Here is a 23,849-nt window from a genome sequence, read left to right as displayed (position 1 = left end):
ATGGCAGGTGGACTGGTAGCGCTGCTCGACGACGTCGCAGCACTGGCGAAACTCGCGGCGGCGTCGCTGGACGACGTCGGTGCCGCCACCGGGCGGGCGAGTGTGAAGGCGGTCGGCGTCGTCGTCGACGACACGGCGGTCACTCCCCGGTATGTCGAGGGCCTGTCGGCCCAGCGCGAGCTCCCCATCATCAAGAAGATCGCCATCGGGTCGCTGCGCAACAAGCTGCTGATCATCCTGCCGGTCGCGTTGATCCTCAGTCAGTTCGCCGAGTGGGCGCTCACGCCGATCCTGATGCTCGGCGGCACGTATCTGAGTTACGAGGGCGCGGAGAAGCTGTGGGAGGCGCTGAGTGGCCACCACGAGGAGGCCGACGACGGTCCCAAGGACGAGAAGAAGGTCGTGTCCGGTGCGATCCGCACCGACCTGATCCTGTCCGCCGAGATCATGGTCATCGCGCTCAACGAGGTCGACCACGAACCGTTCCTGTCGCGGGCGGCGATCCTGATCGTGGTGGCGCTCCTCATCACCGCGCTGGTCTATGGCGTGGTCGCGCTGATCGTGAAGATGGACGACATCGGGCTGGCGCTCGCCGACGGAGCGACCGGAGCACGGGAGCGTGTCGGGCGCGGACTGGTCACCGGTATGCCGAAGGTCATGGCCGTGCTGTCCACGGTCGGCATCGCGGCGATGATGTGGGTCGGCGGGCACATCCTGCTGGTCGGGTTCGACGAGCTCGGCTGGCATGCGCCCTACAGCCTTGTGCATCACCTGGAGCACGCCGTGCACGACGCCACGGGCGCGCTCGGTCCGGTGCTCGGCTGGCTGACGAACACGTTGTGCGCAGCGGTCTCCGGGGCGATCGTCGGCGCGCTGGTGCTGGTGATTCTGCACGTCGTACCGCGCAAGGGCAGGGCGCACGAGGCCGAGGCCCGGCCGACGGAGTAGGCGGGCTCGACGACACTTCGGCCGGCGCCGAGGTGTTTCCGGCATACGTTCTCCGGATGACGATCGACGAACGGAACGACACGGATCCCGGCGTGGCCATCGAGCGAGCCACCGAGCGGGTGTTGGAGTTGGCGAGGACCTGGATCGGGTGGGACGGCGTGCCTCGCGTGGCCGAAGATGGTGACCGGATCTACACGCCGCACAAGGTGATTCGGCGCTACGCGGACCATCTCGTCGACCATCTGGCACAGGTGGAGGCGTTGTTGGCTGGGGTCGCCACTCGGCCGAACGGCTGGTACGAGAGCCGGATCACGACGGACGCCGATCTGGCGCGATTCACGGAGGTCGATCTCGTCGAGGCGACCGAGCGATTGACGCGACTGTCCAGGACGTTCCGGTTGCGTCTCGCGTCGGTCGGTCCGCAGGAGTGGGACCGGCCACGCGGTGGGGACTGGAGCCTGCGGGAGATCGCCGAGCACGTCGGAAGTCCTTGGTATGCCGAGCAACTCGGCGACCTGTCACGCTGACCGGGCGTCCTGCGGGGTTAGAGCTCCAGGCGATAGACGTTCGTCTCGCGCTGCTCGAAACCAGCGCGGACGTAGAGCCGGTTTGCCTCCTCCCGGCTCGGGCGGGAAGTGAGGTCGACGGTTCGCGCGCCGAGCTCTCGAGCGCGGTCGGTGGCGGCCTGCACCAGTGCCAGTCCGGTCCCCGACCCGCGCGCGCCGGACGACACGACGACGTCCTCGATCCACGCGCGGGTGCCGGTCGGGATCGGGAAGGTCGCGAGGGTGAGCATCCCGACGATGTCGCCGTCGAGGGTCGCGATGAAGAAGTCGATGGCGTCGTGTTCGAGCAGTGCTTCGAGCGCGTCATACCGTGGTGATGGTGCCGAGGTCGAGAGCTCTGCGACCAATTGCACTGCGGCAGAATGCAGTTCGGGCGTTGCTTCGCTCACGCGGGTGACGGAGACGTCACGGCGAGGGGTGGGGTTCACCCCACTACGCTATGGGACGGCCGGCGTTCGCGAGGGTTTGTTGCCCTATCCGACAGGGAGGGTCGGCGTGCGGTGTTCAGCGTTGTCCGAGGCGCGCGCCGAGTTCGGCCCATGCGGTGATCGGCTCGGGGAGTTCATCGACGGGAAACCAGCCGACGCGGTCGATCTCGCCGTCGTCGGGGCTGATCGGGGTGGGGTGTCCGTCGCCGAACGTGGCCTCGAAGAGGATGCGTACGCCGTGTCGTTCGACTCCGTCCTCCGATGGGTAGATGTCGGAGTGGACACCGAGGATCCGACCCAGGTCAGGAGTCAGGCCGGTCTCCTCCCGGCATTCGCGCACCACGGCGACTGCGGGTTCCTCGCCGAAGTGAACGCCACCGCCGGGCAGTGTCCACCGGTGCTGGGCCGGCCCGGTCGAGACCTGGTGGGTCAGCAGTATGGCGCCGTCGTGGACGCAGACGGCATACGCACCGACGCGCACGGCGCGTGGCGGATCGTCGGTGTGGCTGTCCCGGTGGCCGCCGGTGGTGCTGTCCGCGCGGCCGTCCGCGAAATCGCTGATGAACTCGAGTTGTTCGGGTGTCTCGATCGCTCGGACGTCATACCGATCGCGAACCAGGGCTATGGCGGCATCGGCGGACAGACCGTCCAGGACGGCGAGGCACGCGAGTGCCGTCCCGGTCCGGCCGAGCCCGCCGAGGCAGGCGACCTCCACGCGTTCCCGAGCGGCTCGTTGCCAGGCGTCCCGCAGCGCGACGTGCGCAGCGGCCGGGTCGACGGGCAGCCCGAAGTCGGTCCATTCGATCCAGGTGTGTGCCCACGGCGGCGTACCGGGCGGCGGCGATGCCAAGAGGTAGAGACCGAAGTCCGGGTCCGGCGCCGCGTCGGGGTCGGTGCTCAACCCGCGTCCGCGGACCGTCCGCCCGGACGGGAGCGTCAGGATGCCGCCGTCCGTCGCGTGCCAGTGCGTCATACGTTCACCGTATGGCGTCGGCGTCGACGAAGAAGCTGATCGAGGTCCTTGAGGAGCGAGGGACGAGCGTCTCGAAAGGCCCGGTCGAGGTCCTTGAGGAGCGAGGGACGAGCGTCTCGAAAGGCCGCCCGGTCGCCCTGGGGCGTCGGCTACGCCGTCGTGCCGGTCTCACTCCGCTGCACTGCGCTAGCGCTCCGTTTCGCTGCATAGGCCCGGCCCGACGACGCACCCGCCGCCGACCTTGCGCGCCTCATCGTTCGGTCACGTGGCTGATCGTTCGGCCGGGTTGGTGCCCGGCCATCAGTCGATCTTGTGCTCTCCGTGAGGTGGTTGAGGAGCGGCGGAGCGTAGCGGGGGAGCGTCTCGAAACCACCGACCGCATGAGGTGGCCGAGGAGTGACGGAGCGTAGCGGGGGAGCGTCTCGAAACCACCGACCGCATGAGGTGGCCGAGGAGCGACGAAGCGTAGCGGGGAGCGTCTCAAGGGTCCCAAGAGTTGTCCACATCCCCCGCCAGGAAACACGCTCCGACCAGGGGGATGTGGATAACATCCGGACACGAAAAGTGTTGTAGGACAGCATGATTCATGCAATACTCGAACACATGAACGACACACAACAAGGCGCGACGGGCACCCGGGCGGGTGGCCTCGACGCGGCCCGTGTGCGCGCGTTCCACGACCGACTCGACGCACCCATCGACACCGGTGACCCGTTGGGTGAGCTGCGGGCCTTGGAGGAATTACGTAACGCGATCAGCGCCCGCCAAGCACGCCTGGCCGTGGCGGCCGCCGAGGCGCAGGCGGCCCGAGACGTGCCCCGCGGGATCGAGGCTGCAAGCACGGCCCGGAAGGTCGGATCCGATGTGGGGTTGGCCCGCCGGTGCGCCCCACGCGCGGGGTCGGTGTTCCTGACCGTCGCGCACACCCTGGTCGAAGACATGCCGCACACCCTGCAAGCCTTGGCGGCCGGGGTCATGTCGGAGTGGGACGCCACCCGGCTGGTCCGCGAAGTCACCGGCCTGACCCGCCCCGGCCGGGTGGCGGTGGATGCCGGGCTCGCCGACCTGCTCGGGACCGTTGCCGGCACCCGGCTGATCCATGCCGCCCGTGCCCTGGCCAACCGGGTCGACCCCGCCGGTGCCCGGGAATGCCGCACTGCGGCTGAAGCAACCCGGCGGGTCACGCTGCGGCCCGCACCCGATGCGATGGCATGCCTGACCGCGTTCCTACCCGTCAAGGACGCCCTGGCCTGCATGGCCGCGTTGAACACCGCCGACCAGGCCCACTCCACGTTCCAGGACGCCGCCAGCAAGACCAGCACCGATACCGTTGGCACCGCTGCCGCCGGCACTGGCGATGGCCTATCGCGTGGGCAGCGGATGGCCGACGCGTTCGTCGAACGGGTGACGGGCCGGCGGCCCGCCACCGGCGGCACCGACGTACGGGTGAACCTGCTGATGCCCCTGGACACGCTGACCGGGGACACCCCGGCACACCTGCCCGGGTACGGTCCGGTGCCGGCGGATCTGGTGCGGGACTGGTTCAGCACCGGTGACCCGACCGGGCCGTTGGTGCGCCGGTTGTTCACTCACCCCGGGACCGGTGACCTGGTCGGGATGGAAACCCGTGCCCGGCGCTACCCCGGACTCTTGGCGACGCTGATCCTGTTTCGTGATCAGGTATGCCGCACCCCGTGGTGTGGGGCACCGATCCGGCATACCGACCACATCCGCTCCCACACCAGCGGCGGGCGCACCAGTGAGCGGAACGGGCAAGGCCTGTGCGAACGGTGCAACTACGTCAAGGAACACCCCGACCACTCCGTGACCGGCACCGCCGGTGAAACCACCACCCGGTCCGGCGGATTCACCGCCACCAGCAGACCACCCGCACCACCCGGGCTGCCACCACCCACCACCTCGACCCTCGAACGCTGGCTGATGGACATCACCTGGCAACACGCCACCACCATCGCCGACGAAAACCCCGACAACTGACACCGCCCGGTGATGACCAGGTGCGCCCGCCTGCCGTCCGCTCAGTCCGAGGACCCAGACAGCCAGCGAGGGAGATCCGCAGCGACCTCGACCTGGGTCCGCAGCCTTTGAAAGAGTGTCGGCACGTGGGCGCGTGCCTCGTCGGCGCGCGCTGCTTCGACGTCCTGCAGCCCGGCAGCGATCCGGAGGCAGCGGTCGAGCCAGTCGACACCGATGATCAGATCAACGCTGACCGACTCGGGTGCCGGATCGGCTGTTGCCCCACCCGCCGCGACGTATGCCGCCAGGAACGCTTGCGCGACCGCGGGGTCCTGCCAAGCGGCCAACGACAGGGCAGTTCGCAGAGCCTCTTCGCCCGGGAACCACGGTGCCGCAACGTCCCAGTCGACCAACCAAGGCCTGCCGCGGGCCAGCAGGAGGTTCTTCTGGTCGACGTCGCCGTGCGACATGACCTTCCGCTCCGTGGTGACCGAACGTTGCGCGAACCATGCGGCGACCGCGGCGATCTCGGGAGCGGCTGCTTCCGCCGCATCGACGAACGGCGACCCCGCCCGATCCAGGTCGGAGACCAGCGTCGGCCATCCGCTGCAGGTCGCTGGCGTCGGAGTCGGAAAGACATCCGTGCGACTCGGCACGACGCTCAGCGCGTGCATGGTCGCAAGGTCATGTGCCAGCGCTCGGGCGACCCGCACGGATACCGGGCCCTCCCGGCAGGGGGCCGCATCGTCGATCCACTCGTGAACGCGGAAGGTTCGGTCATCGATGTCGGCCAGTGCTGCTCCGGTGCGGGTCACCACCGGACGTGGCGCAGCGATGCCGGCGCCGACTGCGAGATGCTCGAAGGCGATTGCCTCCTCGAGCCATTCACGCCACTGCGGATCGTTCCACGGGTTGAGCATCTCCTTCACGGCATACCGTCCACCGCTGGTTCGGACCGACCAGACACGGTTGGACCAGGCGCGACCCACCTGCTCCGCGCCGACGAGGTCGTCGAGGATGCCGAACCTGCGCAGCACCTGCTGCAGCACGATGTGGTCGGGGTCGCTGGGCGCAGCACCCGGGAGGTCGCCTTCGGCAGATCTCATGCCACCTTCCTACTGCGGTCGCGTGCCCTCCGGCGGCGTCGCATCGACATCCGTCCAGACCTCGGTCAGCTCGATGATCAGACCGTCACGTTCGGTGATGAAGCTCGCGACTTCGAAATGCTGCGTCACCCCGCCGGATTCGCCGGTGACATGCGCCCGTCCGACGGCACGGTCGCCGGATCCCACGGAGTCGAGGAGCTCGAGGCGGCCGAAGCCCGGATAGTCGGCATTGAGCCGCACCCACTCGTCCGCGTTGAACGACTCGCCCGTGTGCACATAGCGGCAGACGAACTCGGGATGGAGCAGCTCAGCGAGGGTGTCCCAGGCGCGGGCATCGATCCGATCGGTCAGCTGCCGCAGCAGCTCGAGTGCGGTGGCCATGGATCGACACTAATCAGGGGGTCCGACAGCCGAGTCCGTATGGCGCGGCAGCCGTAACCTCGACGGTATGACGCACCGGGTCCCGTACTCGCCACTCCCGTTCGATCAGTCCGACGTCGTGTACGAACACGGCCCGGACTCAGTTCGCCGGGACGGCGTACCGCGAGGCAGCACAACCCAATTCACGATCGATGACAGCACCGTCTACCCAGGCACCGAACGCACGGTCTGGGTGCACACCCCGTATGGCGCGACAGGTGAACCGCTGCCCGTGATGTTCTTCCAGGACGGCTGGTGGTACCTCGACCCGGACGCCGACGTGCGCGGCGCCGTCGTGCTGGACAACCTCATCCATGCCGGCGCCATCCCGCCGATGATCGGTGTGTTCGTCGACCCGGGCATCCTCCCTGGTGCGGCGGACTCCCCAGCACGCAAGAACCGCAACACCGAGTACGACGCCTTCGACGACGGATACGCCACTTTCCTGTTGCGCGACGTCCTGCCGCGCGTCGACGAGATCGCGTCGACCATCGACCATCCCGACGCACGCGGGTCGTGTGGTGGGAGCAGCGGTGGCAACTGCGGGGTCACCGCCGCCTGGCACCGTCCGGACGCCTTCAGGAAGGTCATCGGGTTGGTGTCCAGCTTCGCGCAGATCCCCGGCGGCAATCCGTACCCCCGGCTGCTGGCAAGCACGCCGCGAAAGCCCTTGCGCATCTTCCTGCAGGAGAGCCACCGCGATCTCGGTTGGGACGAGGCGCAGGACAACTGGCTCGCCGAAAACCTGTGCACCGCAGCGGGACTCGCTGAGGCGGGATACGACTTCCGCTTCGTTCTCGGCGAGGGACCCCACGCGGGCAATCACGGGGGCGTGCTCCTGCCGGACGCGCTGCGCTGGCTCTGGCGGTGACTAGACCGGCAGGTCCGGCAGCCAGTGAGGTGCGCGCTCGGTGAAGTCCGCACGCGACATCCCACCTGCACCGGCGGGTATGGCGCCCAGCAGCGGCACCGCACCCGCCTCGAAGTCGACGCGATTGCTCGTCTCGACGGATGACGGTGCAGCGGGCCACGACCCGATCACCAGCCCGAGGACGCGAACACCCCTGGCCCGCAATGCTTCCAACGTGAGTGCGGTGTGATTCAGCGTGCCGAGTGCCGACCGCGCCACCACCACGACCGGCGCGTCGAGGGCGGCCGCGAGTGAGGCGATCGTCTCGCCGGCTTCGGTGAGTTCGACCAGCAGCCCGCCCGCTCCCTCGACGAGCACGACGTCGAACGACTCCTGCAGGCGATCGATCCGAGCCACCTGGTCGTCCATCGTCGGCAACGATGCGTCCTCCAATGCAGCCGCCGGCCGGGGCGCCATCGCGGCAAGCAGTCGCACTCCGTCATACCCGGACACGCCGGTCAGTCGTTCGACGACGGCAACATCTCCGGGTTCGTCGGGCACGACACCGGTCTGCGTCGGCTTGTAGACGACAACGGACCGACCCCGCGAACGCGCGGTGGCCGCGATCGCTGCAGTGGCAATCGTTTTGCCGACATCGGTGTCCGTGCCGGTCACCACGATGACGCTCATTGCGGGACTCGTTCGAAACGTTCGGCAACGGTCCGCACGCGGGTAGCCGCACGCTCGACGTCCTGCAACGACAGGTCGGCCCGGGCGGTGATCCGCAGACGGGAGACCCCGTCCGGCACGCTGGGCGGTCGGAAGCAGCCGACCAGGATGCCCGCCGCGCGCAACTCCTCACGAGCCGCGACCGCGTCGAGCGGTCCGGGCATCGGCAGCGACTGGACGGCTCCGGCAGCGGGGGAGATGCCGCACCGGTCGCCGATGATCGCCGCCCGTTCGTGGACCGCGGCCGCCAGCTGCGGGCGGGCAGCGACGATGCGAGCGGCCTCCGCCGCCGCCGCGGCCGCCGCGGGTGCGAGTCCGGTGTCGAAGATGAACGAGCGTGCGGTGTTGACCAGGTGGGTGCGCAGCAGTGGGCTGCCCAGCGCCGCACCTCCTTGCGCACCAAGCGATTTCGACAAGGTCGCAGTGACCACGAGGTCGCGCGCGCCGGCGAGGCCGAGCGCATGCACCAGTCCTCGACCCGAACCGGTGACGCCGATCCCGTGTGCCTCGTCCACCAGCAACAATGCATCGTGTGCGCGGCACACGGCATACAACTCATCGAGCGGCGCCGCGTCGCCCAACACCGAATAGATCGACTCCACCGCGACCAGCACTCGGACGCCGCCGAGCTCGCGCAGGCGACGCTCCAACGCCGCGGCGTCGTTGTGCGCGAACACCTCGTACGGCGACCGCGACATCCGTGCCGCGTCGTGCAGTGAGGCGTGCGCATGCGCGTCCAGCAGGATGTGTGCGCCACGACCGGTCAGTGCGGACACCACGCCGATGTTGGCTGCGTATCCGCTCGAAAAGGCAAGTGCCGCAGGCTGTTCCGTCAGATCGACCAGCGCTCGCTCCACCTCGCGGTGCACCGGCAGTGTGCCGGTCACCAGCCGGGATGCGGCGGCCGACGCGCCATACCGTTCGGTGGCTGCAAGTGCCGCACCGATCACCCGCGTGTCCCTCGCCAGGCCGAGGTAGTCGTTCGACGCCAGGTCGATCATCGAGTCGTCCCGCAGCACCGGGTCGGTGCGCTCGACGCCACGCTCCCGCCGTAGGTCAGCCCGCTCGGCCAGCCAGCCGTCCCAGGAGCCGGCGCTGGTGGTGGCGCTCATCCGTGCACCTCGCGGACGGCGGCGATCATCCCGGCGCAGATGGTCGCGATCTCCTCCGGCGTGCAGATGTATGGCGGCATGGTGTAGACGAGATCGCGAAAAGGCCTGACCCACACGCCATTTCGCACCGCAGCAGCCGTAACCGCAGGCACGTCCACCGGCCGGTCGAGTTGTATGACGCCGACAGCGCCGACCGTGCGCACATCGACCACGGACTCCAGCTCGAGCGCCGCGGACAGGCCCGCGCGTAGTCCGGAGCCGACCCGGGCCACATCGGTCGACCACGAATCGGCCAGCAGGTCGAGGGATGCCGACGCCACCGCGCAGGCCAACGGATTCGCCATGAACGTCGGACCGTGCAGCAGCGCACCGAAGTCCGACTCGGTGATCGCAGCACCCACACGTGACGTCATCAACACCGCCGCGAGGGACAGATAGCCGCCGGTCAGTGCCTTGCCGACACACATCACATCGGGAGCGACATTCGCCCACTCACACGCGAAAAGCCTTCCGGTGCGCCCGAACCCGGTCGCGATCTCGTCTGCTACGAGCAGCAGGCCGTGTTCGTCGGCCACCTCACGCATCACCCGGACACAGCGCGGGTCATAGGGCCGCATCCCGCCGGCACCCTGCAGCACAGGCTCCACGACCACCGCAGCGAGCTCACCGGCGTGGCGGGTCGCAAGCTGCCGGAAGTCCTGCTCCCACTGGGCAAGCTCGGCCTCGTCCGTCACCCACCGCTCATCGGCGCTCTCGACCGCGAGTCTGGCCAGCGGCGGACGCGGTGCGAACACATGAGAGGCGAGCACGCCCGGGAAGGCGGAGTGCATCCCGTCGATCGGGTCACACACGCTCATCGCGGCGAAGGTGTCGCCGTGGTAGCCGCCGCGGATGGTGAGGAACCGTTGCCGCTCAGGGGAACCGGACGCCGCTTGAAACTGCAGCGCGAGCTTGAGCGCGACTTCGACCGACACCGAGCCCGAGTCGGCGAAGAACGCGTGCGCCATCGGTCCCGGCGCCATCGCCACCAACCGCTCGGCCAGGCCCACCGCCGGCTCGTGCGTCAGGCCACCGAACATCACGTGACTGAACTCGTCGATCTGCCGGTGCGCTGCCGCGTCCAGCGAAGGGTGGCGGTAGCCGTGCACCGCACACCACCAGGAGGCCATCGCATCGACGACCTCGGCCCGCGTCCCGTCCGGGCAGTCCAACGACAAGCGCACACCGGCAGCACCCGAAACGGCATACGGGACAGGGCCGTTCAGTGGTGCGTACGGATGCCAGACGAGCCCGTGGTCGCGCGCGGCAAGATCCCCGCCGCGGCGGGTGGAGAGAGTGGCCGCCTCACGCATTCGGCTGAAGCTCGGTTCCGGCGCCCCGGCGGCGGATGGTCGGGTCGTGCTGGTCTCGATACGCGGCTCGTTCCTCACCGCTACTCGGCCCGCAGGCGCCGTTCGACCCGCTTGTCGCTCCCAGCACCACGAAACCGTTGTCCGCGATCATCGCGAGGTCGGCCTCGGCTGCCTGCCCCTCGGAGGTGAGGTAGTCACCGAGGAAGATCGAATTGGCCAGGTGCAGTGCCTGCGCCTGCAACGACCGCAGGTGCATCTCGCGGCCGCCCGCGATGCGAATCTCCTTGTCCGGGCAGACGAGTCGGGCCATCGCCAGGATCTTCAGGCAGCGCAGCGGGGTCAGCTCCCAGGTGTCCTCGAACGGGGTCCCGTCGAACGGCATCAGGAAGTTCACCGGGATGGAGTCCGAGCCGATGTCGCGCAGCGCGAACAACGCCTCGACCAGTTGCTCGTCGGTCTCGCCGAGGCCGGCGATCAGTCCGGAGCACGGCGACAGGCCGGCCGATTTCGCCTGCTCGACGGTGGCGACCCGGTCGGCATACGTGTGTGTGGTGACGATCGAATCGTGGTGGGACTCGGCGGTATTGATGTTGTGGTTGTAGGCATCGACACCTGCAGCCCGCAGCTTCTCGGCCTGCCCGTCCTTCAACAACCCCAGGCAGGCGCACACCTCGACGTCAGGGTGCTCACCCTTCAAGGCCGTCACCATGTCCGACACCCGGTCGACGTCGCGGTTGGTCGGACCGCGACCACTGCTGACCATGCAGATTCGTGTCGCGCCACCGCGCAGACCCGCCGAGGCCTGTTCGATCGCCTCGTCGGTCTTGAGCCACTTGTACTTCAGGATGTCGGCGTCCGAGCCGAGCGCCTGCGAGCAGTAGCGGCAGTCCTCCGGGCACAACCCCGATTTCAGGTTCACCAGGTAGTTGACCTTCACCGTGTTGCCGAAGTGGGCACGCCGCAACCGGGAGATCGACGCGGTCAGCGACAGGACCTCAACGTCCGGGGCACGCAACACAGCGAGTGCGTCGTCGGGCGTTGCCTGACCACCGTCGAGGATTTCGGTGACACGATGGTCGAGAGACGAAGTAGTCTTGAACACCGTTCAAGTATGCCGCGACGGGCGATCTGCGCAACCGGAGGGGAGACAGCCATTCCGTTGAACCACGACGACGTCATCGACACCGCGGTCGAATTGCTGCGCGCGCACGGCCTGGCCGACCTCACCATGCGCCGCCTCGCCCGCGAGCTGGATGTGCAACCCGGCGCGCTCTACTGGCACGTCGACAACAAGCAGACGCTGCTGGTGCGGGTCGCCGAGCGCATGCTGGCCGACGTCGGCACGGCCGCCGGCAGCACCCCGCTGGAGGGCATCCGGCAGCTCGCTCACGACATACGATCCACCGTCCTGCCGGTGCCCGACGGGTCCGACGTCGTGGCGCTCGGATACGCGCTCGATCCCACGTCGGTGCCGGCCTTCGTGCGCCTGCGCCATCTGGTCGGGGAACTGTGCGACTCCCCGGCGACGGCTGCGGCCATGACCGACCTGATCGTCCATCACGTGCTCGGCGCCGTCGGTGTCGAGCAGAACCGGCGCGCCGCGGACCTGACGACCCGGGGAGCCGCGGCTGCGTTCGAACATGGTCTGGACCTTGCCCTGGCGTCCATCCCGGCGACCGCTGCACGAAGGAGCTCTCATGGCTGACGACATCGTTCCGGACCACATCGTTCCGGACGACAAGGACTGGACCTGGGTCGTCGAACGTCCCTGTCCCGACTGCGGATTCGACGCAGCGCATGTCACCGGGGACCTGCTCGGCACCCGCATCCTGCAGGCGGTCCGACCCTGGACCGACGTGCTGCGCCGGCCCGACGCGAGTGTGCGCCGGACACCGGGCGTCTGGTCCGATCTGGAGTACGGCGCCCACGTGCGCGACGTCTGCCGGGTCTTCGACGGTCGCCTCCGACTGATGCTGGAGCACGACGACCCGCCCTTCGAGAACTGGGATCAGGACGAGGCCGCGGTCGAGGGGCGCTACGCCGAGCAGTCCCCGCTCGCCGTCGCCGCGCAGATCGGCCCGAACGCCGACGCGCTCGCCACCCGTTACGACACCGTTCCCGGCGACGCGTGGTCGCGCACCGGCCGCCGCTCCAACGGCTCGTCATTCACCGTTCTGACGCTGGGCCAGTACTGCCTGCACGACCTGATCCACCATCTGCACGACGTGGGCGCGCCGGCCTCCGACGGGTAGACTGCCGACACCGGCGTGGGTGATGACCCTTGTTGTTTGCAGCCCAGAGGGGCGCGCCGGCTCGGACAATTGACAGCAACGATTAAGGGGTACGGACACCCATGTCCTTCGACTTCAAGGTCAAAGATCTGAGCCTGCACGAGGCAGGACGTCACCAGCTTCGCCTGGCCGAGCACGAGATGCCCGGTCTGATGGCCATCCGCGAGGAGTACGGCGCGAGCCAGCCCCTCAAGGGCGCCAAGATCACCGGCTCGCTGCACATGACCGTGCAGACCGCCGTCCTCATCGAGACCCTCACGGCGCTCGGTGCGCAGGTGCGTTGGTGCTCCTGCAACATCTTCTCCACCCAGGACGAGGCGGCGGCCGCGGTCGTCGTCGGCCCCGACGGCACCCCCGAGGACCCGAAGGGTGTGCCGGTGTTCGCCTGGAAGGGCGAGACGCTCGAGGAGTACTGGGACTGCACCGATCTCGCGCTCTCCTGGCCCGAGGGCGACGGCCCCAACATGATCCTGGACGACGGTGGCGATGCCACGATGCTCGTCCACAACGGCAAGGAGTGGGAGGCCGCCGGTCAGGTGCCGCCGACCACCGACGCGGACGCCGAGGAGTTCCAGGTCTTCAAGGCACTGGTCCGCCGCACCCTCACCGAGGACGCGCAGAAGTGGACCAAGGTCGCCGCCCAGGTCAAGGGCGTCACCGAGGAGACCACCACCGGCGTGCACCGCCTCTACGAGCTGGCCAAGACCGGCGACCTGCTCTTCCCGGCGATCAACGTCAACGACGCGGTCACCAAGAGCAAGTTCGACAACAAGTACGGCTGCCGCCACTCCGTCCTCGACGGTCTCAACCGCGCCACCGACGTCCTCGTCGGCGGCAAGGTCGCCGTCGTCTGCGGGTATGGCGACGTCGGCAAGGGCTGCGCGTCGGCGCTCGCGGGGCAGGGTGCTCGGGTGATCATCACCGAGATCGACCCGATCTGCGCGCTGCAGGCCGCGATGGAGGGCTTCCAGGTCGCCCGCCTGGAGGACGTCGTGGGTGAGGCGGACATCTTCGTCACGACCACCGGCAACTTCAACATCATCACTGCCGAGCACATGCAGCAGATGAAGAACAAGGCGATCGTGTCCAACATCGGACACTTCGACAACGAACTCGACATGGCCGGCCTGGCCAAGGTCGACGGCGTCGTCAAGACCGAGATCAAGCCGCAGGTCCACGAGTGGACCTTCAAGAACGGCAACTCGATCATCGTGCTGTCCGAGGGCCGTCTGATGAACCTCGGCAACGCCACCGGCCACCCGAGCTTCGTCATGTCCAACTCGTTCGCGAACCAGACGATCGCGCAGATCGAGCTGTTCACCAAGCCGGGCGAGTACGACAACCAGGTCTACGTGCTGCCCAAGCACCTCGACGAGAAGGTCGCCCGCCTGCACCTCGGTGCCCTCGGCGCCCAGCTCACCGAGCTGACCAAGGAGCAGGCCGAGTACATCGGTGTCGACGTGGCCGGCCCCTACAAGCCGGACCACTACCGCTACTGAACGGTGTCTTCCTGATTCTGCTCCTCGCAAACTGACGGCGGATGGTCGCGAACAAGTTCGCTGACCATCCGCCGTCAGTTTGGTCGTCGCTCCATCGGGCGTCCGCTTGTCGTCCTGTCACCGGATCTCGCCTGTCGCCTGGCTGGACTTCTCGTTCGATCGCCTGTCCCTTGCCTGTCACCAGTTGCGGGTTGAGTAGGTGGGGGAGCGGGTCGGGGTCCCCGCGAAGTATCGGAGGAGCGAAGCGGGGGAGAACTTCGTGGGGTGACGGAGCGGAGGAGCCGTATCGAAACCCATCCTCACGGCGCGATGTTGTGGTTGCGCGCGAAGACATTGTCAGGGTCGTACTCCCGCTTGGCCGCGACCAGCCGGGTGTAGGTCGCCGGAGGGTATGCCGCAGCCAGGTCGACAGGCGTCGCGCTGCTCTGGAAGTTGAGATAGACACCCGAGCCGCACGCGGCCACTTCCGCCCATGCGGCCGCCAGCGACGACTCCTGCTCGGGTGCGGCAACCTCCGGCACCATCGTCATACCGAGGATCATCGCCTCAGCGCCACGGTGGGCGAACGCCGTTGCGTCACAGGGGACTTCGCCATACGCGCCACCGAGGGAGCGCACTGCGACAGCGGCGCCGCTCGACCGGCGGAACCGATGCAGCGCGCCGAGTGTGGCCGCGTCGAACTCGTCCACCAGGGTGTTGCGACCGACCATGCGTAGGCCGGGCGGCAACTCGCCGGCGGTTTCGAGCACCTCGCCGTACGCGCGCTCCTCGATCGTCGCGCGCACGACCTCTCCGATCCCGAGGAAGGGTTCGATCAGCCGGTCGGCGGTGTCGGCGTCGCAGCCGCTCACGTAGACCCGTACCAGCGCCACGGGCTCGCTGTCCGCAGTGGCCGGAGGCAACAGGGCAGCGCTGGTGATCTCCGCAGGAGCCGCGCGCATCACGTCCCGCCACGCGGCCAGCAGATCGGTCTCCTCGGTGAGCCGCACGACGATCTCGCCGAAGTGGATCGTCGTCACCTCGGTGGCGACGAAGTCGAAATCCACCACGACACCGAAGTTGCCGCCGCCGCCACGCAGCGCCCAGAAGAGTTCGGGATGTTGGGTTTTCGACGCACTCACCAACGTCCCATCGGCGAGCACCACGCGGGCACCCACCAGGTTGTCGATCGCCAGACCGTTCCGGCGCAGCAACCACCCGAACCCGCCCCCGAGGGTGAGGCCTCCGACGCCGACGTCGGCGGTGTCGCCGGACGAGATGGCCCAGCCGAGCGGGCGCAACGCCTGATCCACCTGACCCCAGGTCGCGCCGCCGCCGATGCGGACCAGCCGGCGGTCGTGGTCGAGGACCGTCACGTCGTCGAGCCGGCCGAGATCGAGCACGACGCCGCCGTGCGACGTCCCGTGGCCGAGGAGTGCGTGACCGCCGGAGCGCACCGCGATCTCGAGACCGCTGCGCCGCGCGTGCAGCACCGCGTCCGCCACCTCACTCCGTGTCGACGGGCGCATGATCATCGCCGGACTGCCCTCCGCGAACATCACCCGCGCGGCCTCGGCATACCCGACGTCACCGGGCACGACCGACTCGGGCAGTGTCGCCAGGTTGAACACCATGACTTCTCCTTCGTTCGAAAATCGTTGCAGCACAATGCTGTCGACGGATCAGCCACCGCGCGTCGCCCACGGGGAGTGACTTCGCGGTGCGGTGATCGGGGGACGGGACGACCGTGGGTACCGCACGGGGAGTAGCCGATTCATACTTCCGTGGACGGACGCGCGGACGGCCGAACGCTCCTAAGCTCGACGACATGGAGAAGTCACGGGCGGTCAGTGCAGCTGCAGGAGCCGGGTGGTTCCTGTTCGGGGCCGTCGGGTTGGTCGCCGCCCGGATGTGGAACGCGAAGCTCCAAGAGGCGGAAGGGCGTGCCAAGGAGGCAGAACGCTCCCGCGAGGAGGAGGCCCTGCGTCGTACCGCGGAGGAACGACTGCGGATCGCCCGCGAACTGCACGACTCGCTCACCCACAGCATCTCGGTGATCAAGGTGCAGGCCGGTGTCGCGACGCACCTGGCGCGCAAGAAGGGTGAGGAGCCGTCGGATGCGCTGCTCGCCATACAGGAGGCGAGCGGGGACGCGGCGCGTGAGTTGCGGGCGACGCTCGACGTGCTGCGCCGCGAGGACGTCGAAACACCGGACGGCCTTGCCGTCGACCAACTTCCGGCGCTCGTCCAACGCACCCGGGACGCCGGGTTGCGGGCCACCCTGCGTGTGAGCGGCGCCGTTCGCCGCCTCCCGGCGGACATCGACGAGGTCGCCTACCGGGTCGTGCAGGAGGCGCTGACAAACGCCGTCCGGCACGCCGGCGACGCGTCGGTCACCGTCGAGATCACGTATGACGCGCACGCCGTCACGATCCGGGTCGACGACGACGGCACCGCATCGCCCAAGCCGTCGGCGGTGCCGGGTTACGGACTGGTCGGCATGCGCGAACGGGTCACCGGAGTCGGCGGCACGCTGCGCGCCGAACCCCGCACCACGCGCGGCTTCAGCGTCTTCGCCGAACTCCCGGTCGGCACCGCATCATGATCCGGGTGCTGCTGGTCGACGACCAGGCACTGATCCGCAGCGGCATCCGGGCCCTGCTGGACGCCGAGGACGACATCTCCGTCGTGGCCGAGGGGACCGACGGGGTCGAGGCGGTGGCCCTGGCCCGAGAACACCGCCCGGACATCGTGCTGATGGATGTGCAGATGCCGCACCTGGACGGCATCGAGGCGACGCGGCGGATCACCGGCGATCCGCAACTGTCGCAGGTGCTGGTCGTGATGCTGACCAACTACGGCATCGACGAATACGTCTTCAACGCGCTGCGCGCCGGCGCGTGCGGATTCGTCATGAAGGACACCGAACCGGCCGACCTGCTGCAGGCGCTGCGCGTCGCCATGCAGGGTGACGCGCTGCTGTCACCGGCCGTCACCCGGCGGCTGATCAGTGAGTTCGTCGCACGCCCCGAGACACCCGTCGACATCGGTGCCGCCGCCGAGCTCACCAAACGGGAGCGCGAGGTCGTGGCCCTGGTCGCAACCGGGCTGAGCAACGACGAGATCGCCGCGCACATGGTGATCAGTCCGATGACCGCCAAGACCCACGTCAGCCGCGCGATGACCAAGGTCGGCGCCCGCGACCGTGCGGGTCTGGTGGTCTTCGCGTTCCGGTCCGGACTGGCCGCCGCGCCGAACTGACCGCCTCAGCTGGGCCGGCTCAGACCGGCCGGCAGTCGTCGCTGCAGCCCTCCGGCGGGAGCGGTCCATCGGCGTGCGCCGCAGGCCGATGGAGTATGGCGCTCACCGGCGTCACCTCGATGCGATCGTCCGCCGCTCGCCCGGTGCCGTCGACGATGAGGGTGTAGCCGTGGTGTTCGGTCGCCGGGAAGAGCAACGTCACGGCCGGGTTCGCAGCCAGGTTGGCGGCGCTGCCCTTGGTCCACGGGACCCGCAACGCTCCGTCGGAGAACGTGACGTCGACGGCGACCGCCTTGACGTCGACACCCTTGGTGGACAACAGGTAGGCACTGCCGAATCGGGCGACGGTGTCCGCGAGCGCATCCTGATCGACCTTGATACTCACGGCTTCGACCCTACTGCGGTCGCGGCGGTGCGGCCCGCGGGTCGGCCGACGACATACGCTGGACGTCATGCCGCCGACATACGGGGGTGCGGCTCGCTCGTGAAAGGACCCATACACGTGACCAACGGACGCGTTCTGGTCGTCGACGACGACCCATCGCTGGCTGAGATGCTCGGCATCATCCTGCAGGGGGAGGGCCTGGAGGTGACCTTCTGCGCCACGGGCGACCAGGCATTGCAGGCCTTCCGCGACGCCAAGCCGGACGTCGTCCTGCTGGACGTGATGCTGCCCGGGATCGACGGCGTCGAGGTGTGCCGTCAGATCCGTGGTGAGGCGACCACCCCGATCGTGATGCTGACCGCGCGCACCGACACCGTCGACGTCGTGCTGGGTCTGGAGTCCGGGGCCGACGACTACATCACCAAGCCGTTCAAGCCGCAGGAGCTCGTCGCGCGCGTGCGCGCCCGGTTGCGTCGCGGCGACGACGTCGAGACGGAAGCTCTCACCCTCGGCGATCTCACCATCGATGTCTCCGGACACGTCGTCCAGCGCGACGGCGTGCCGATCCTCCTCACGCCGCTCGAGTTCGACCTGCTGGTCGCCCTCGCCCGCAAGCCGTGGCAGGTGTTCTCGCGGGAGACGCTGCTGGAGCAGGTCTGGGGCTACCGGCACGCGGGTGACACCCGGCTGGTCAACGTCCACGTGCAGAGACTGCGCTCGAAGGTCGAGAAGGACCCGGAGAACCCCGAGATCGTCCTCACCGTGCGCGGTGTCGGCTACAAAGCCGGACCGGCCTGACGGAGCCCGCATTGCCCGCGTCCATCGAGCAGCTCTGGCGCCGCGTCGAACGCCTCGCCGTTCGGTGCGGTGCCGCGATCGCCAGACTGTGGCGGCGTTCGCTGCACTTCCGGGTCGTCACGATCACGGTCTTCCTCGGCCTGTTCGTCGCGCTCGGCCTGGGCACCTACATGTACCAACGCATCGCCGGTGGGCTGTCGTCCCGGGCGACGAGCATCGCCGAGCAGGAGGCGCTGAACCAGCGCGACAACGCCCAGAGCCAGTTCAACAACGCGCCGCGCACGGACATCGCGTCGCTGCGTGCGATCGCCCAGCAACTCGCCTCCGGCGTCGGCACCAACGTCGGTGACCAGAACGTCCGGCTGGTGATCGTGCGGGCTCCGGGCAACACGTTCCCACCGCTGGGCACCATCTCCACCAAGCAGGGCGACGAGAAGCTGGTGCCGTCGTCGGTGCGGTCCGCCGTGCAGAAGGACCCGACGCACGCGCAGCTGCAGATCAGCTCGATGGAGGTCGATCACGGCAGGAGGGTGCCGTCGGTCGTCGTGGGCTCCCGCATCGCCATACCCAATGCCGGCAACTACGACCTCTTCCTGGTCGCGCCGATGACCGCCGAGTCGCAGATGCTCGGCATCGTGCGCACCACCTTCCTGCTCGGTGGACTCGCGCTGACCCTGTTGCTCGCCGGGATCGCCTACCTCGTCACGCGCATGGTGGTGACCCCTGTCCGCGACGCCGCACACGTCTCCGAGCGGCTGACCGCCGGCGCACTGAACGAGCGCATGCAGGTGAGCGGCGAGGACGACCTGGCCCGCCTGGCGACGTCGTTCAACGCGATGGCCGACAGCCTGCAACGTCAGATCCGGCAACTCGAGGACCTGTCGAAACTGCAGCAACGCTTCTCCTCCGACGTCTCCCACGAGCTGCGCACCCCCCTGACCACCATTCGTATGGCGGTCGACATGATCCACGCCAGCAAGGACGACTTCACCGCACCGGTCGCGCGGTCGGCGGAACTGCTCAGCCGCGAGCTGGACCGGTTCGAATCGCTGCTGACCGACCTGCTGGAGATCAGCCGCTTCGACGCCGGCGCGACGGGTGCCGGGACCGAGCAGGTCGACCTGCGTGACATCGTCGGCCGGGTCGTCGACGGGTGCGAGCGACTCGCGGACGCGCAGGGCGTGAAGCTGCGCGTGCATTCGCGCCGGGCCGCGGTCGCCCCGATGGACGCCCGGCGGATCGAGCGCGTCATACGCAACCTGGTGACCAACGCCATCGAGCATGCCGAGCACAAGCCGGTCGACATCACCGTCGGCGCGAACAACACGGCCGTGGCGGTCGCGGTGCGCGACTACGGCGTCGGGTTGCGACCGGGCGACGCCGAGCAGGTCTTCAACCGCTTCTGGCGCGCGGACCCGGCCCGGGCCCGCACCACCGGCGGCACCGGACTCGGCCTGTCGATCGCGCTGGAGGACGCGCGATTGCACGACGGCTGGCTGCAGGCATGGGGTGAGGTCGGCAACGGTTCGTGCTTCCGGCTCACCCTGCCGGTGCGGGCCGGCCAGCCGATCGGGCGCTCGCCGGTCACCCTGGCCCCGGACGACTCCAGTGTGGGTCTCGCGATGCCCAGCGGCAACAGCCTGACCATCGGCACCCCGGTCGCTGGAGCGCCCCGGCCGGGCGACGCGGCACGGGACCGGCGATGAACCACCGTCCGGCGCTCCTCGGACTCGTCCTGTTCGTCATACTCGCGATGGCCGGGTGCAGCGGCCTGCCGACCACGAGTGGCGTCCGCGCGGGTCGGGCGATCGACAATCACGCGGCGCCGACCGTCGGCAACATCGAATACCCCGGACCGTCCGCGGGCGCGAGTCAGAAGGACATCGTCGGCGGCTTCCTCGACGCGACGGCGGGCACCAACCAGAACTACGAACGAGCGCGCGAATACCTCACCAAGGACGCCGACAGCTCGTGGGCGCCGCGAACCGTCGCCGTCACGACCGGCAGCCGCGACCTGATGGCGAGCGGCACCAACTCGATCACCGCGACGGCCGAGAGCGACGCCGCACTCGACGCACAGGGGCACCTGTCCGAGTCACCCGACGGGACGACGACCAGCGCCGACTTCGGATTGACCAAGGTCGCCGGGGAGTGGCGGATCTCCAAGCTGCCCGCCGACTTCGGGCTCTGGATGAACGTCGACCAGTTCAAGCGGATCTACCAGCCGCAGGAGGTCTACTACGCGGCGGCGACCGGCCACACGCTGGTGCCCGACACGCAGTGGTACACCCAGACGGGCCTGGTCAGCTCGCTGGCGGCGGCGGTGGTGCGCGGCGCACCGTCGTGGATGAGCGGTATGACGGCGGCGCCGCTGCCCAAGGGCAGTGAACTCACCGGGTCCTCGGTGTCGATCGACAACGACGGCGTCGCATCGGTCAATGTCAGCGAGGAGGTGCTGTCAGCCACGCCCAGCCAGCGGACGGCGTTGTGGGCCAGCATGCTGGCGACGCTGGGCCAGGTCAGCGAGGTACGACGGGTCGTGGTGCTCGTGGGGGGCGCCCGGTTGCAGGCCCCGAACCTGCCGGAGAGCCCGACCACGCCGTCGGACTTCGGCTACACGGCGGTCAGCGGCAACCCGGCCCAACTCGTTGGGCGCACCAGCGACACCCAGTTGCAATGGATGGATGCCGGTGACGCCGGTGTCGACCTGCGCGACAAGAACCATTCCAAGGATCACCCGACGCTGCCGACCATCAACCACAACTGGTACCGCCTCGCCGTCTCGGGTGACGGCAAGCAGGTGGCGGCCATCGACGGCGCCAACGCGGTGCTCGGCCGATGGGTCAACGGTCGGCTGAGCCGGATCGCCGGGTTTGGCACCGACCTGGTGGCGCCGAGCTTCAGCAGCACCCGCGCGGGTTCCGGCGACTCCGTCGACGAGTTGTGGGTGGCCGGTCGATCCACCGCCAAGGACGGTGGCGCCTCGTCGGCATACGGCACGTTGTGGGTGGTCGACGCGGAGCTTCCGGTCGCCGACGCCCAGCCGCAGCCGATCGACGCGTCCTGGTTGCGCGACAAGCACATCATCGCCATTCGGCTGTCGCCGGACGGGGAGCGGATCGCGGTGGCGGTGCGGACCGCGGGCGGGGCCTCGCAGGTTTACGTCGCGGGTGTGGTCCGCGGCAAGAAGGGGCACGCGCAGGCGTTGACCAAGCCGTTGCGGGTGGCGCCGAGCGTGACGGACGTACGCGACGTGGGCTGGATCGACTACGTGACGCTCGCAGTGCTGTGTGACGACCGCGACACCGGCGGCATCGAACCGGTCAGCGTCCCGATCGGCGGTCTCAGCACCGGTCTCGGCGACACGGCGGGAGGCTCGTACCTCGTGGCGACCGGCGCCGGTGCGAGCTCGTTGTATGTCGGCACGGACGCCGACACCGTGCTGACGCGCGTCGGGGCGAGCTGGCAGAAGGTGCCCGGTGTGCGCGCGATGATCGCCTCCGGAACCTGACCGGCGGTTCGTCCACAGCACCCGCCGGCGACGCCGGTCGTGCACAGGCGTCGCGCACGGTATGACGGACCGGCATACGCGCGCCGCATCGTGGGGGCATGCCGATCGACGCGCTGCAGGAGCTCTGCGATCTCGCGCTGCCGCGCTCGTGTGCCGGTTGCGGTGAGCAGCGGGTCGCGTTCTGCGAGTCGTGCAGCGCCGAGCTGGCCGACGCGCTCGAGGCGGAGCCGTTCGAGGCGACGCCGACCCCGTGCCCGCCGGGCTTCCCCACCACCTGGTCGCAGGTCCCGTATGACGGGACGGTCGCCGAACTGCTGCGCGCATTCAAGGATTCCGGGCGCGGCGATGCCGGCCCGCGCCTGGCGCGGTTGCTGCGCTCGTCCCTCGCCGGGCTGCTCGGCGAGGAGCGGTCCTGCCGACGCGAGCTTGCGGCCGGCCGGCAGGTGCTCGTGGTGCCGATGCCGAGTCGGTCCACCTCGACGCGGGCCCGCGGCCGGGAGCCGACGGTGGAGCTGGCGCGCCATGCGGTCGGGCGGGCCGGCCGACTGGTGCTGCGGCCGGTGCTGCGCGTGTCGCGGACCGGACGCGACCAGGCCGGACTCAGCGCCGAGGAGCGTTCGGTCAACCTGCGCGACGCGATGCGACTGACCCACTCCGGCCGCGGGCTGGTGCCGGGCCGTATCTGTGTGGTGGTCGACGACATCGTCACGACCGGCTCCTCGCTGGTCGAAGCACGCGCCACGCTGCTCGCGGCGGGAGCGGTTGAGGTGGTGGCCGCGACGGTGGCGGCGACCCGACGGCGAGGTGTCTGATGCGCACCCGTTTACGTTCGGCGATGTGTGGTCTACCGTCGGTGCATGGAGCAGGTCGTGCGATCACCACACAGCGTCACCGTGCTCCGTTCGCCCTCCCGGAGGAGGTGTTCGCTCGGCCGATAAGGGATGCCGACCCGCCTCACCGACTGCAGTCGAGACCAGGAGTGCACCATGGAGATCACCGTTACCGGACGTCATGTCACGGTCCCCGAGCGTTTTCGTCGGCACATCGAAGAGAAGCTGAGCAAGGTTCCTCAGCTGGACCCACGGGTCAGTCGCTGCGATGTGGTCGTCACGCACGAGGCCAACCCCCGACAGGCCAAGGAAGCGGAACGCATAGAGATCACCTGCCACGCCAAGCGGGCCGTGATCCGCGCGGAAGCCAGTGCGGACGACGTCTACGGCGCGCTCGATGTCGCGATGACCCGACTCGGCGAGCGACTGCGCCGCACGAGCGACAAACGCCGGGTCCACCGCGGCAGGAAACACCCCACCTCGGTTCACGACGCGACCTCGACGTTGAACTTCCCACCCCAGGGCGAGGACGCCGACAGTGCGCCGTTGCCCCCGCACATCGCGAAGGTCGGCGGTGACGAGGACTGCCCGATCCACATCCGCGAGAAGGTCCACTCCAGCGCACCGATGGGCGTCGATCAGGCGCTCAACGAGATGGAGCTGGTGGGCCACGACTTCTACCTCTACCAGGACGCCGACACCGGCAAACCGTGCGTGGTCTATCGTCGGCGTGGCTGGTCCTACGGCGTCATACAGCTCGACATCCAGGAAGACCTGGTCGAGGAGCCGCCGGCAGCGAGCACAGCATGAGGGCACACATGACCGAAGGTTCGA

At 68.9% G+C, this 23,849-nt stretch carries 24 protein-coding genes; 14 read left to right on the top strand and 10 right to left on the bottom strand.

Annotation, left to right across the window (positions count from 1 at the left end; translation table 11 throughout):
• Together ACZ50J_RS16170 and ACZ50J_RS16165 are read left to right on the top strand one after the other, a co-directional pair.
• Window positions 1–948 carry a DUF808 domain-containing protein gene (locus ACZ50J_RS16170; RefSeq protein WP_464298176.1) on the top strand — a complete coding sequence of 316 codons (948 nt, stop codon included), beginning with the start codon at window positions 1–3 and terminating at the stop codon, window positions 946–948.
• A gap of 56 nt (window positions 949–1,004) precedes the next feature.
• Window positions 1,005–1,475, top strand: a complete 471-nt coding sequence (locus ACZ50J_RS16165; protein ID WP_464298175.1) for a hypothetical protein — start codon at window positions 1,005–1,007, stop codon at window positions 1,473–1,475.
• A gap of 17 nt (window positions 1,476–1,492) precedes the next feature.
• On the opposite strand, the gene ACZ50J_RS16160 is transcribed toward ACZ50J_RS16165, so the two are convergent.
• Both ACZ50J_RS16160 and ACZ50J_RS16155 read right to left on the bottom strand, forming a co-directional pair.
• Window positions 1,493–1,942 carry a GNAT family N-acetyltransferase gene (locus tag ACZ50J_RS16160; protein WP_464298174.1) on the bottom strand — a complete coding sequence of 150 codons (450 nt, stop codon included), beginning with the start codon at window positions 1,940–1,942 and terminating at the stop codon, window positions 1,493–1,495.
• A gap of 76 nt (window positions 1,943–2,018) precedes the next feature.
• Entirely contained in the window at window positions 2,019–2,915 is an 897-nt protein-coding gene (locus tag ACZ50J_RS16155; protein WP_464298173.1) for an NUDIX domain-containing protein, read from the bottom strand.
• Window positions 2,916–3,518: 603 nt separating this feature from the next.
• Between ACZ50J_RS16155 and ACZ50J_RS16150 the strand changes: the two genes are divergently transcribed.
• A complete protein-coding gene (locus ACZ50J_RS16150) occupies window positions 3,519–4,913 on the top strand; it encodes an HNH endonuclease (RefSeq protein WP_464298172.1) in 1,395 nt (464 codons plus the stop codon).
• A 41-nt stretch (window positions 4,914–4,954) separates the two neighbouring features.
• Here ACZ50J_RS16150 and ACZ50J_RS16145 read toward each other — a convergent pair whose 3' ends face one another.
• Complete coding sequence (locus tag ACZ50J_RS16145; RefSeq protein WP_464298171.1) at window positions 4,955–5,998, bottom strand: phosphotransferase family protein; 1,044 nt, start codon at window positions 5,996–5,998, stop codon at window positions 4,955–4,957.
• 9 nt (window positions 5,999–6,007) lie between these two features.
• Complete coding sequence (locus ACZ50J_RS16140; RefSeq protein WP_464298170.1) at window positions 6,008–6,379, bottom strand: nuclear transport factor 2 family protein; 372 nt, start codon at window positions 6,377–6,379, stop codon at window positions 6,008–6,010.
• Window positions 6,380–6,446: 67 nt separating this feature from the next.
• Here ACZ50J_RS16140 and ACZ50J_RS16135 point away from each other — a divergent pair, with 67 nt between their 5' ends.
• The gene (locus ACZ50J_RS16135; RefSeq protein ID WP_464298169.1) at window positions 6,447–7,289 is read left to right on the top strand and encodes an alpha/beta hydrolase; all 843 of its coding nucleotides are present in this window, start codon (window positions 6,447–6,449) and stop codon (window positions 7,287–7,289) included.
• Here ACZ50J_RS16135 and bioD read toward each other — a convergent pair whose 3' ends face one another.
• Genes bioD through bioB form a run of 4 tightly spaced genes read right to left on the bottom strand, consistent with a single transcriptional unit; the run spans window position 7,290 to window position 11,563 of the window.
• The gene (gene bioD / locus ACZ50J_RS16130) at window positions 7,290–7,958 is read right to left on the bottom strand and encodes a dethiobiotin synthase (protein WP_464298168.1); all 669 of its coding nucleotides are present in this window, start codon (window positions 7,956–7,958) and stop codon (window positions 7,290–7,292) included. It lies immediately after the preceding gene.
• Window positions 7,955–9,109: an 8-amino-7-oxononanoate synthase gene (locus ACZ50J_RS16125; protein WP_464298167.1), complete on the bottom strand. Its 1,155-nt coding sequence runs from the start codon at window positions 9,107–9,109 to the stop codon at window positions 7,955–7,957. The genes bioD and ACZ50J_RS16125 overlap by 4 nt, the downstream gene beginning before the upstream one ends.
• Window positions 9,106–10,461, bottom strand: a complete 1,356-nt coding sequence (locus tag ACZ50J_RS16120) for an adenosylmethionine--8-amino-7-oxononanoate transaminase (RefSeq protein WP_464298166.1) — start codon at window positions 10,459–10,461, stop codon at window positions 9,106–9,108. Before ACZ50J_RS16120 ends, ACZ50J_RS16125 begins: the two co-directional genes overlap by 4 nt.
• On the bottom strand, window positions 10,454–11,563 hold the full coding sequence (bioB, locus tag ACZ50J_RS16115) for a biotin synthase BioB (protein WP_464298165.1): 1,110 nt from the start codon (window positions 11,561–11,563) through the stop codon (window positions 10,454–10,456). The genes ACZ50J_RS16120 and bioB overlap by 8 nt, the downstream gene beginning before the upstream one ends.
• 9 nt (window positions 11,564–11,572) lie before the next feature.
• Here bioB and ACZ50J_RS16110 point away from each other — a divergent pair, with 9 nt between their 5' ends.
• From ACZ50J_RS16110 to ahcY, 3 genes are all read left to right on the top strand, one after another.
• On the top strand, window positions 11,573–12,166 hold the full coding sequence (locus ACZ50J_RS16110) for a TetR family transcriptional regulator (protein ID WP_464298164.1): 594 nt from the start codon (window positions 11,573–11,575) through the stop codon (window positions 12,164–12,166).
• Window positions 12,159–12,713 (top strand): DinB family protein, encoded by a 555-nt coding sequence (locus ACZ50J_RS16105; protein ID WP_464298163.1) that lies wholly within the window; start codon window positions 12,159–12,161, stop codon window positions 12,711–12,713. Before ACZ50J_RS16110 ends, ACZ50J_RS16105 begins: the two co-directional genes overlap by 8 nt.
• 101 nt (window positions 12,714–12,814) lie before the next feature.
• Window positions 12,815–14,251, top strand: coding sequence for an adenosylhomocysteinase (gene ahcY, locus ACZ50J_RS16100; protein WP_464298162.1), 1,437 nt, complete (start codon window positions 12,815–12,817; stop codon window positions 14,249–14,251).
• Window positions 14,252–14,550: 299 nt separating this feature from the next.
• On the opposite strand, the gene ACZ50J_RS16095 is transcribed toward ahcY, so the two are convergent.
• Window positions 14,551–15,864, bottom strand: a complete 1,314-nt coding sequence (locus ACZ50J_RS16095) for an FAD-binding oxidoreductase (RefSeq protein WP_464298161.1) — start codon at window positions 15,862–15,864, stop codon at window positions 14,551–14,553.
• 194 nt (window positions 15,865–16,058) lie between these two features.
• Here ACZ50J_RS16095 and ACZ50J_RS16090 point away from each other — a divergent pair, with 194 nt between their 5' ends.
• Both ACZ50J_RS16090 and ACZ50J_RS16085 read left to right on the top strand, forming a co-directional pair.
• On the top strand, window positions 16,059–16,835 hold the full coding sequence (locus ACZ50J_RS16090) for a sensor histidine kinase (RefSeq protein WP_464298160.1): 777 nt from the start codon (window positions 16,059–16,061) through the stop codon (window positions 16,833–16,835).
• Window positions 16,832–17,491 (top strand): response regulator, encoded by a 660-nt coding sequence (locus ACZ50J_RS16085; protein ID WP_464298159.1) that lies wholly within the window; start codon window positions 16,832–16,834, stop codon window positions 17,489–17,491. Before ACZ50J_RS16090 ends, ACZ50J_RS16085 begins: the two co-directional genes overlap by 4 nt.
• Before the next feature lie 19 nt (window positions 17,492–17,510).
• On the opposite strand, the gene ACZ50J_RS16080 is transcribed toward ACZ50J_RS16085, so the two are convergent.
• Entirely contained in the window at window positions 17,511–17,876 is a 366-nt protein-coding gene (locus ACZ50J_RS16080; RefSeq protein ID WP_464298158.1) for a pyridoxamine 5'-phosphate oxidase, read from the bottom strand.
• Between the two features lie 111 nt (window positions 17,877–17,987).
• Between ACZ50J_RS16080 and mtrA the strand changes: the two genes are divergently transcribed.
• The 5 genes from mtrA (at window position 17,988) to hpf (ending at window position 23,825) form a co-directional block, all read left to right on the top strand.
• Window positions 17,988–18,674: an MtrAB system response regulator MtrA gene (gene mtrA / locus ACZ50J_RS16075; RefSeq protein ID WP_464301362.1), complete on the top strand. Its 687-nt coding sequence runs from the start codon at window positions 17,988–17,990 to the stop codon at window positions 18,672–18,674.
• Between the two features lie 11 nt (window positions 18,675–18,685).
• Window positions 18,686–20,380 carry an MtrAB system histidine kinase MtrB gene (gene mtrB / locus ACZ50J_RS16070; RefSeq protein WP_464298157.1) on the top strand — a complete coding sequence of 565 codons (1,695 nt, stop codon included), beginning with the start codon at window positions 18,686–18,688 and terminating at the stop codon, window positions 20,378–20,380.
• Window positions 20,377–22,185: a GerMN domain-containing protein gene (locus ACZ50J_RS16065; RefSeq protein ID WP_464298156.1), complete on the top strand. Its 1,809-nt coding sequence runs from the start codon at window positions 20,377–20,379 to the stop codon at window positions 22,183–22,185. The genes mtrB and ACZ50J_RS16065 overlap by 4 nt, the downstream gene beginning before the upstream one ends.
• A 98-nt stretch (window positions 22,186–22,283) precedes the next feature.
• Window positions 22,284–22,997: a ComF family protein gene (locus ACZ50J_RS16060; RefSeq protein WP_464298155.1), complete on the top strand. Its 714-nt coding sequence runs from the start codon at window positions 22,284–22,286 to the stop codon at window positions 22,995–22,997.
• A 174-nt stretch (window positions 22,998–23,171) separates the two neighbouring features.
• Window positions 23,172–23,825 carry a ribosome hibernation-promoting factor, HPF/YfiA family gene (gene hpf, locus ACZ50J_RS16055; RefSeq protein WP_464298154.1) on the top strand — a complete coding sequence of 218 codons (654 nt, stop codon included), beginning with the start codon at window positions 23,172–23,174 and terminating at the stop codon, window positions 23,823–23,825.
• Window positions 23,826–23,849 lie beyond the last annotated feature (24 nt).

Source organism: Flexivirga sp. G2 (genome assembly GCF_055397625.1).
Note: the sequence above shows the minus strand (reverse complement) of the source record. Positions and strands in the feature narration are given on the sequence as shown.

Coding starts and splice junctions, on each gene's coding strand:
- bioD (WP_464298168.1), bottom strand. CDS start 7,958: ATGAGCGTCATCGTGGTGACCGGCACGGACACCGATGTCGGCAAAACG.
- ACZ50J_RS16120 (WP_464298166.1), bottom strand. CDS start 10,461: ATGCGTGAGGCGGCCACTCTCTCCACCCGCCGCGGCGGGGATCTTGCC.
- ACZ50J_RS16165 (WP_464298175.1), top strand. CDS start 1,005: ATGACGATCGACGAACGGAACGACACGGATCCCGGCGTGGCCATCGAG.
- ACZ50J_RS16085 (WP_464298159.1), top strand. CDS start 16,832: ATGATCCGGGTGCTGCTGGTCGACGACCAGGCACTGATCCGCAGCGGC.
- ACZ50J_RS16095 (WP_464298161.1), bottom strand. CDS start 15,864: ATGGTGTTCAACCTGGCGACACTGCCCGAGTCGGTCGTGCCCGGTGAC.
- ACZ50J_RS16065 (WP_464298156.1), top strand. CDS start 20,377: ATGAACCACCGTCCGGCGCTCCTCGGACTCGTCCTGTTCGTCATACTC.
- ACZ50J_RS16105 (WP_464298163.1), top strand. CDS start 12,159: ATGGCTGACGACATCGTTCCGGACCACATCGTTCCGGACGACAAGGAC.
- ACZ50J_RS16155 (WP_464298173.1), bottom strand. CDS start 2,915: ATGACGCACTGGCACGCGACGGACGGCGGCATCCTGACGCTCCCGTCC.
- ACZ50J_RS16170 (WP_464298176.1), top strand. CDS start 1: ATGGCAGGTGGACTGGTAGCGCTGCTCGACGACGTCGCAGCACTGGCG.
- ACZ50J_RS16060 (WP_464298155.1), top strand. CDS start 22,284: ATGCCGATCGACGCGCTGCAGGAGCTCTGCGATCTCGCGCTGCCGCGC.
- ACZ50J_RS16145 (WP_464298171.1), bottom strand. CDS start 5,998: ATGAGATCTGCCGAAGGCGACCTCCCGGGTGCTGCGCCCAGCGACCCC.
- ahcY (WP_464298162.1), top strand. CDS start 12,815: ATGTCCTTCGACTTCAAGGTCAAAGATCTGAGCCTGCACGAGGCAGGA.
- ACZ50J_RS16125 (WP_464298167.1), bottom strand. CDS start 9,109: ATGAGCGCCACCACCAGCGCCGGCTCCTGGGACGGCTGGCTGGCCGAG.
- ACZ50J_RS16140 (WP_464298170.1), bottom strand. CDS start 6,379: ATGGCCACCGCACTCGAGCTGCTGCGGCAGCTGACCGATCGGATCGAT.
- ACZ50J_RS16110 (WP_464298164.1), top strand. CDS start 11,573: ATGCCGCGACGGGCGATCTGCGCAACCGGAGGGGAGACAGCCATTCCG.
- ACZ50J_RS16090 (WP_464298160.1), top strand. CDS start 16,059: ATGGAGAAGTCACGGGCGGTCAGTGCAGCTGCAGGAGCCGGGTGGTTC.
- ACZ50J_RS16150 (WP_464298172.1), top strand. CDS start 3,519: ATGAACGACACACAACAAGGCGCGACGGGCACCCGGGCGGGTGGCCTC.
- hpf (WP_464298154.1), top strand. CDS start 23,172: ATGGAGATCACCGTTACCGGACGTCATGTCACGGTCCCCGAGCGTTTT.
- ACZ50J_RS16135 (WP_464298169.1), top strand. CDS start 6,447: ATGACGCACCGGGTCCCGTACTCGCCACTCCCGTTCGATCAGTCCGAC.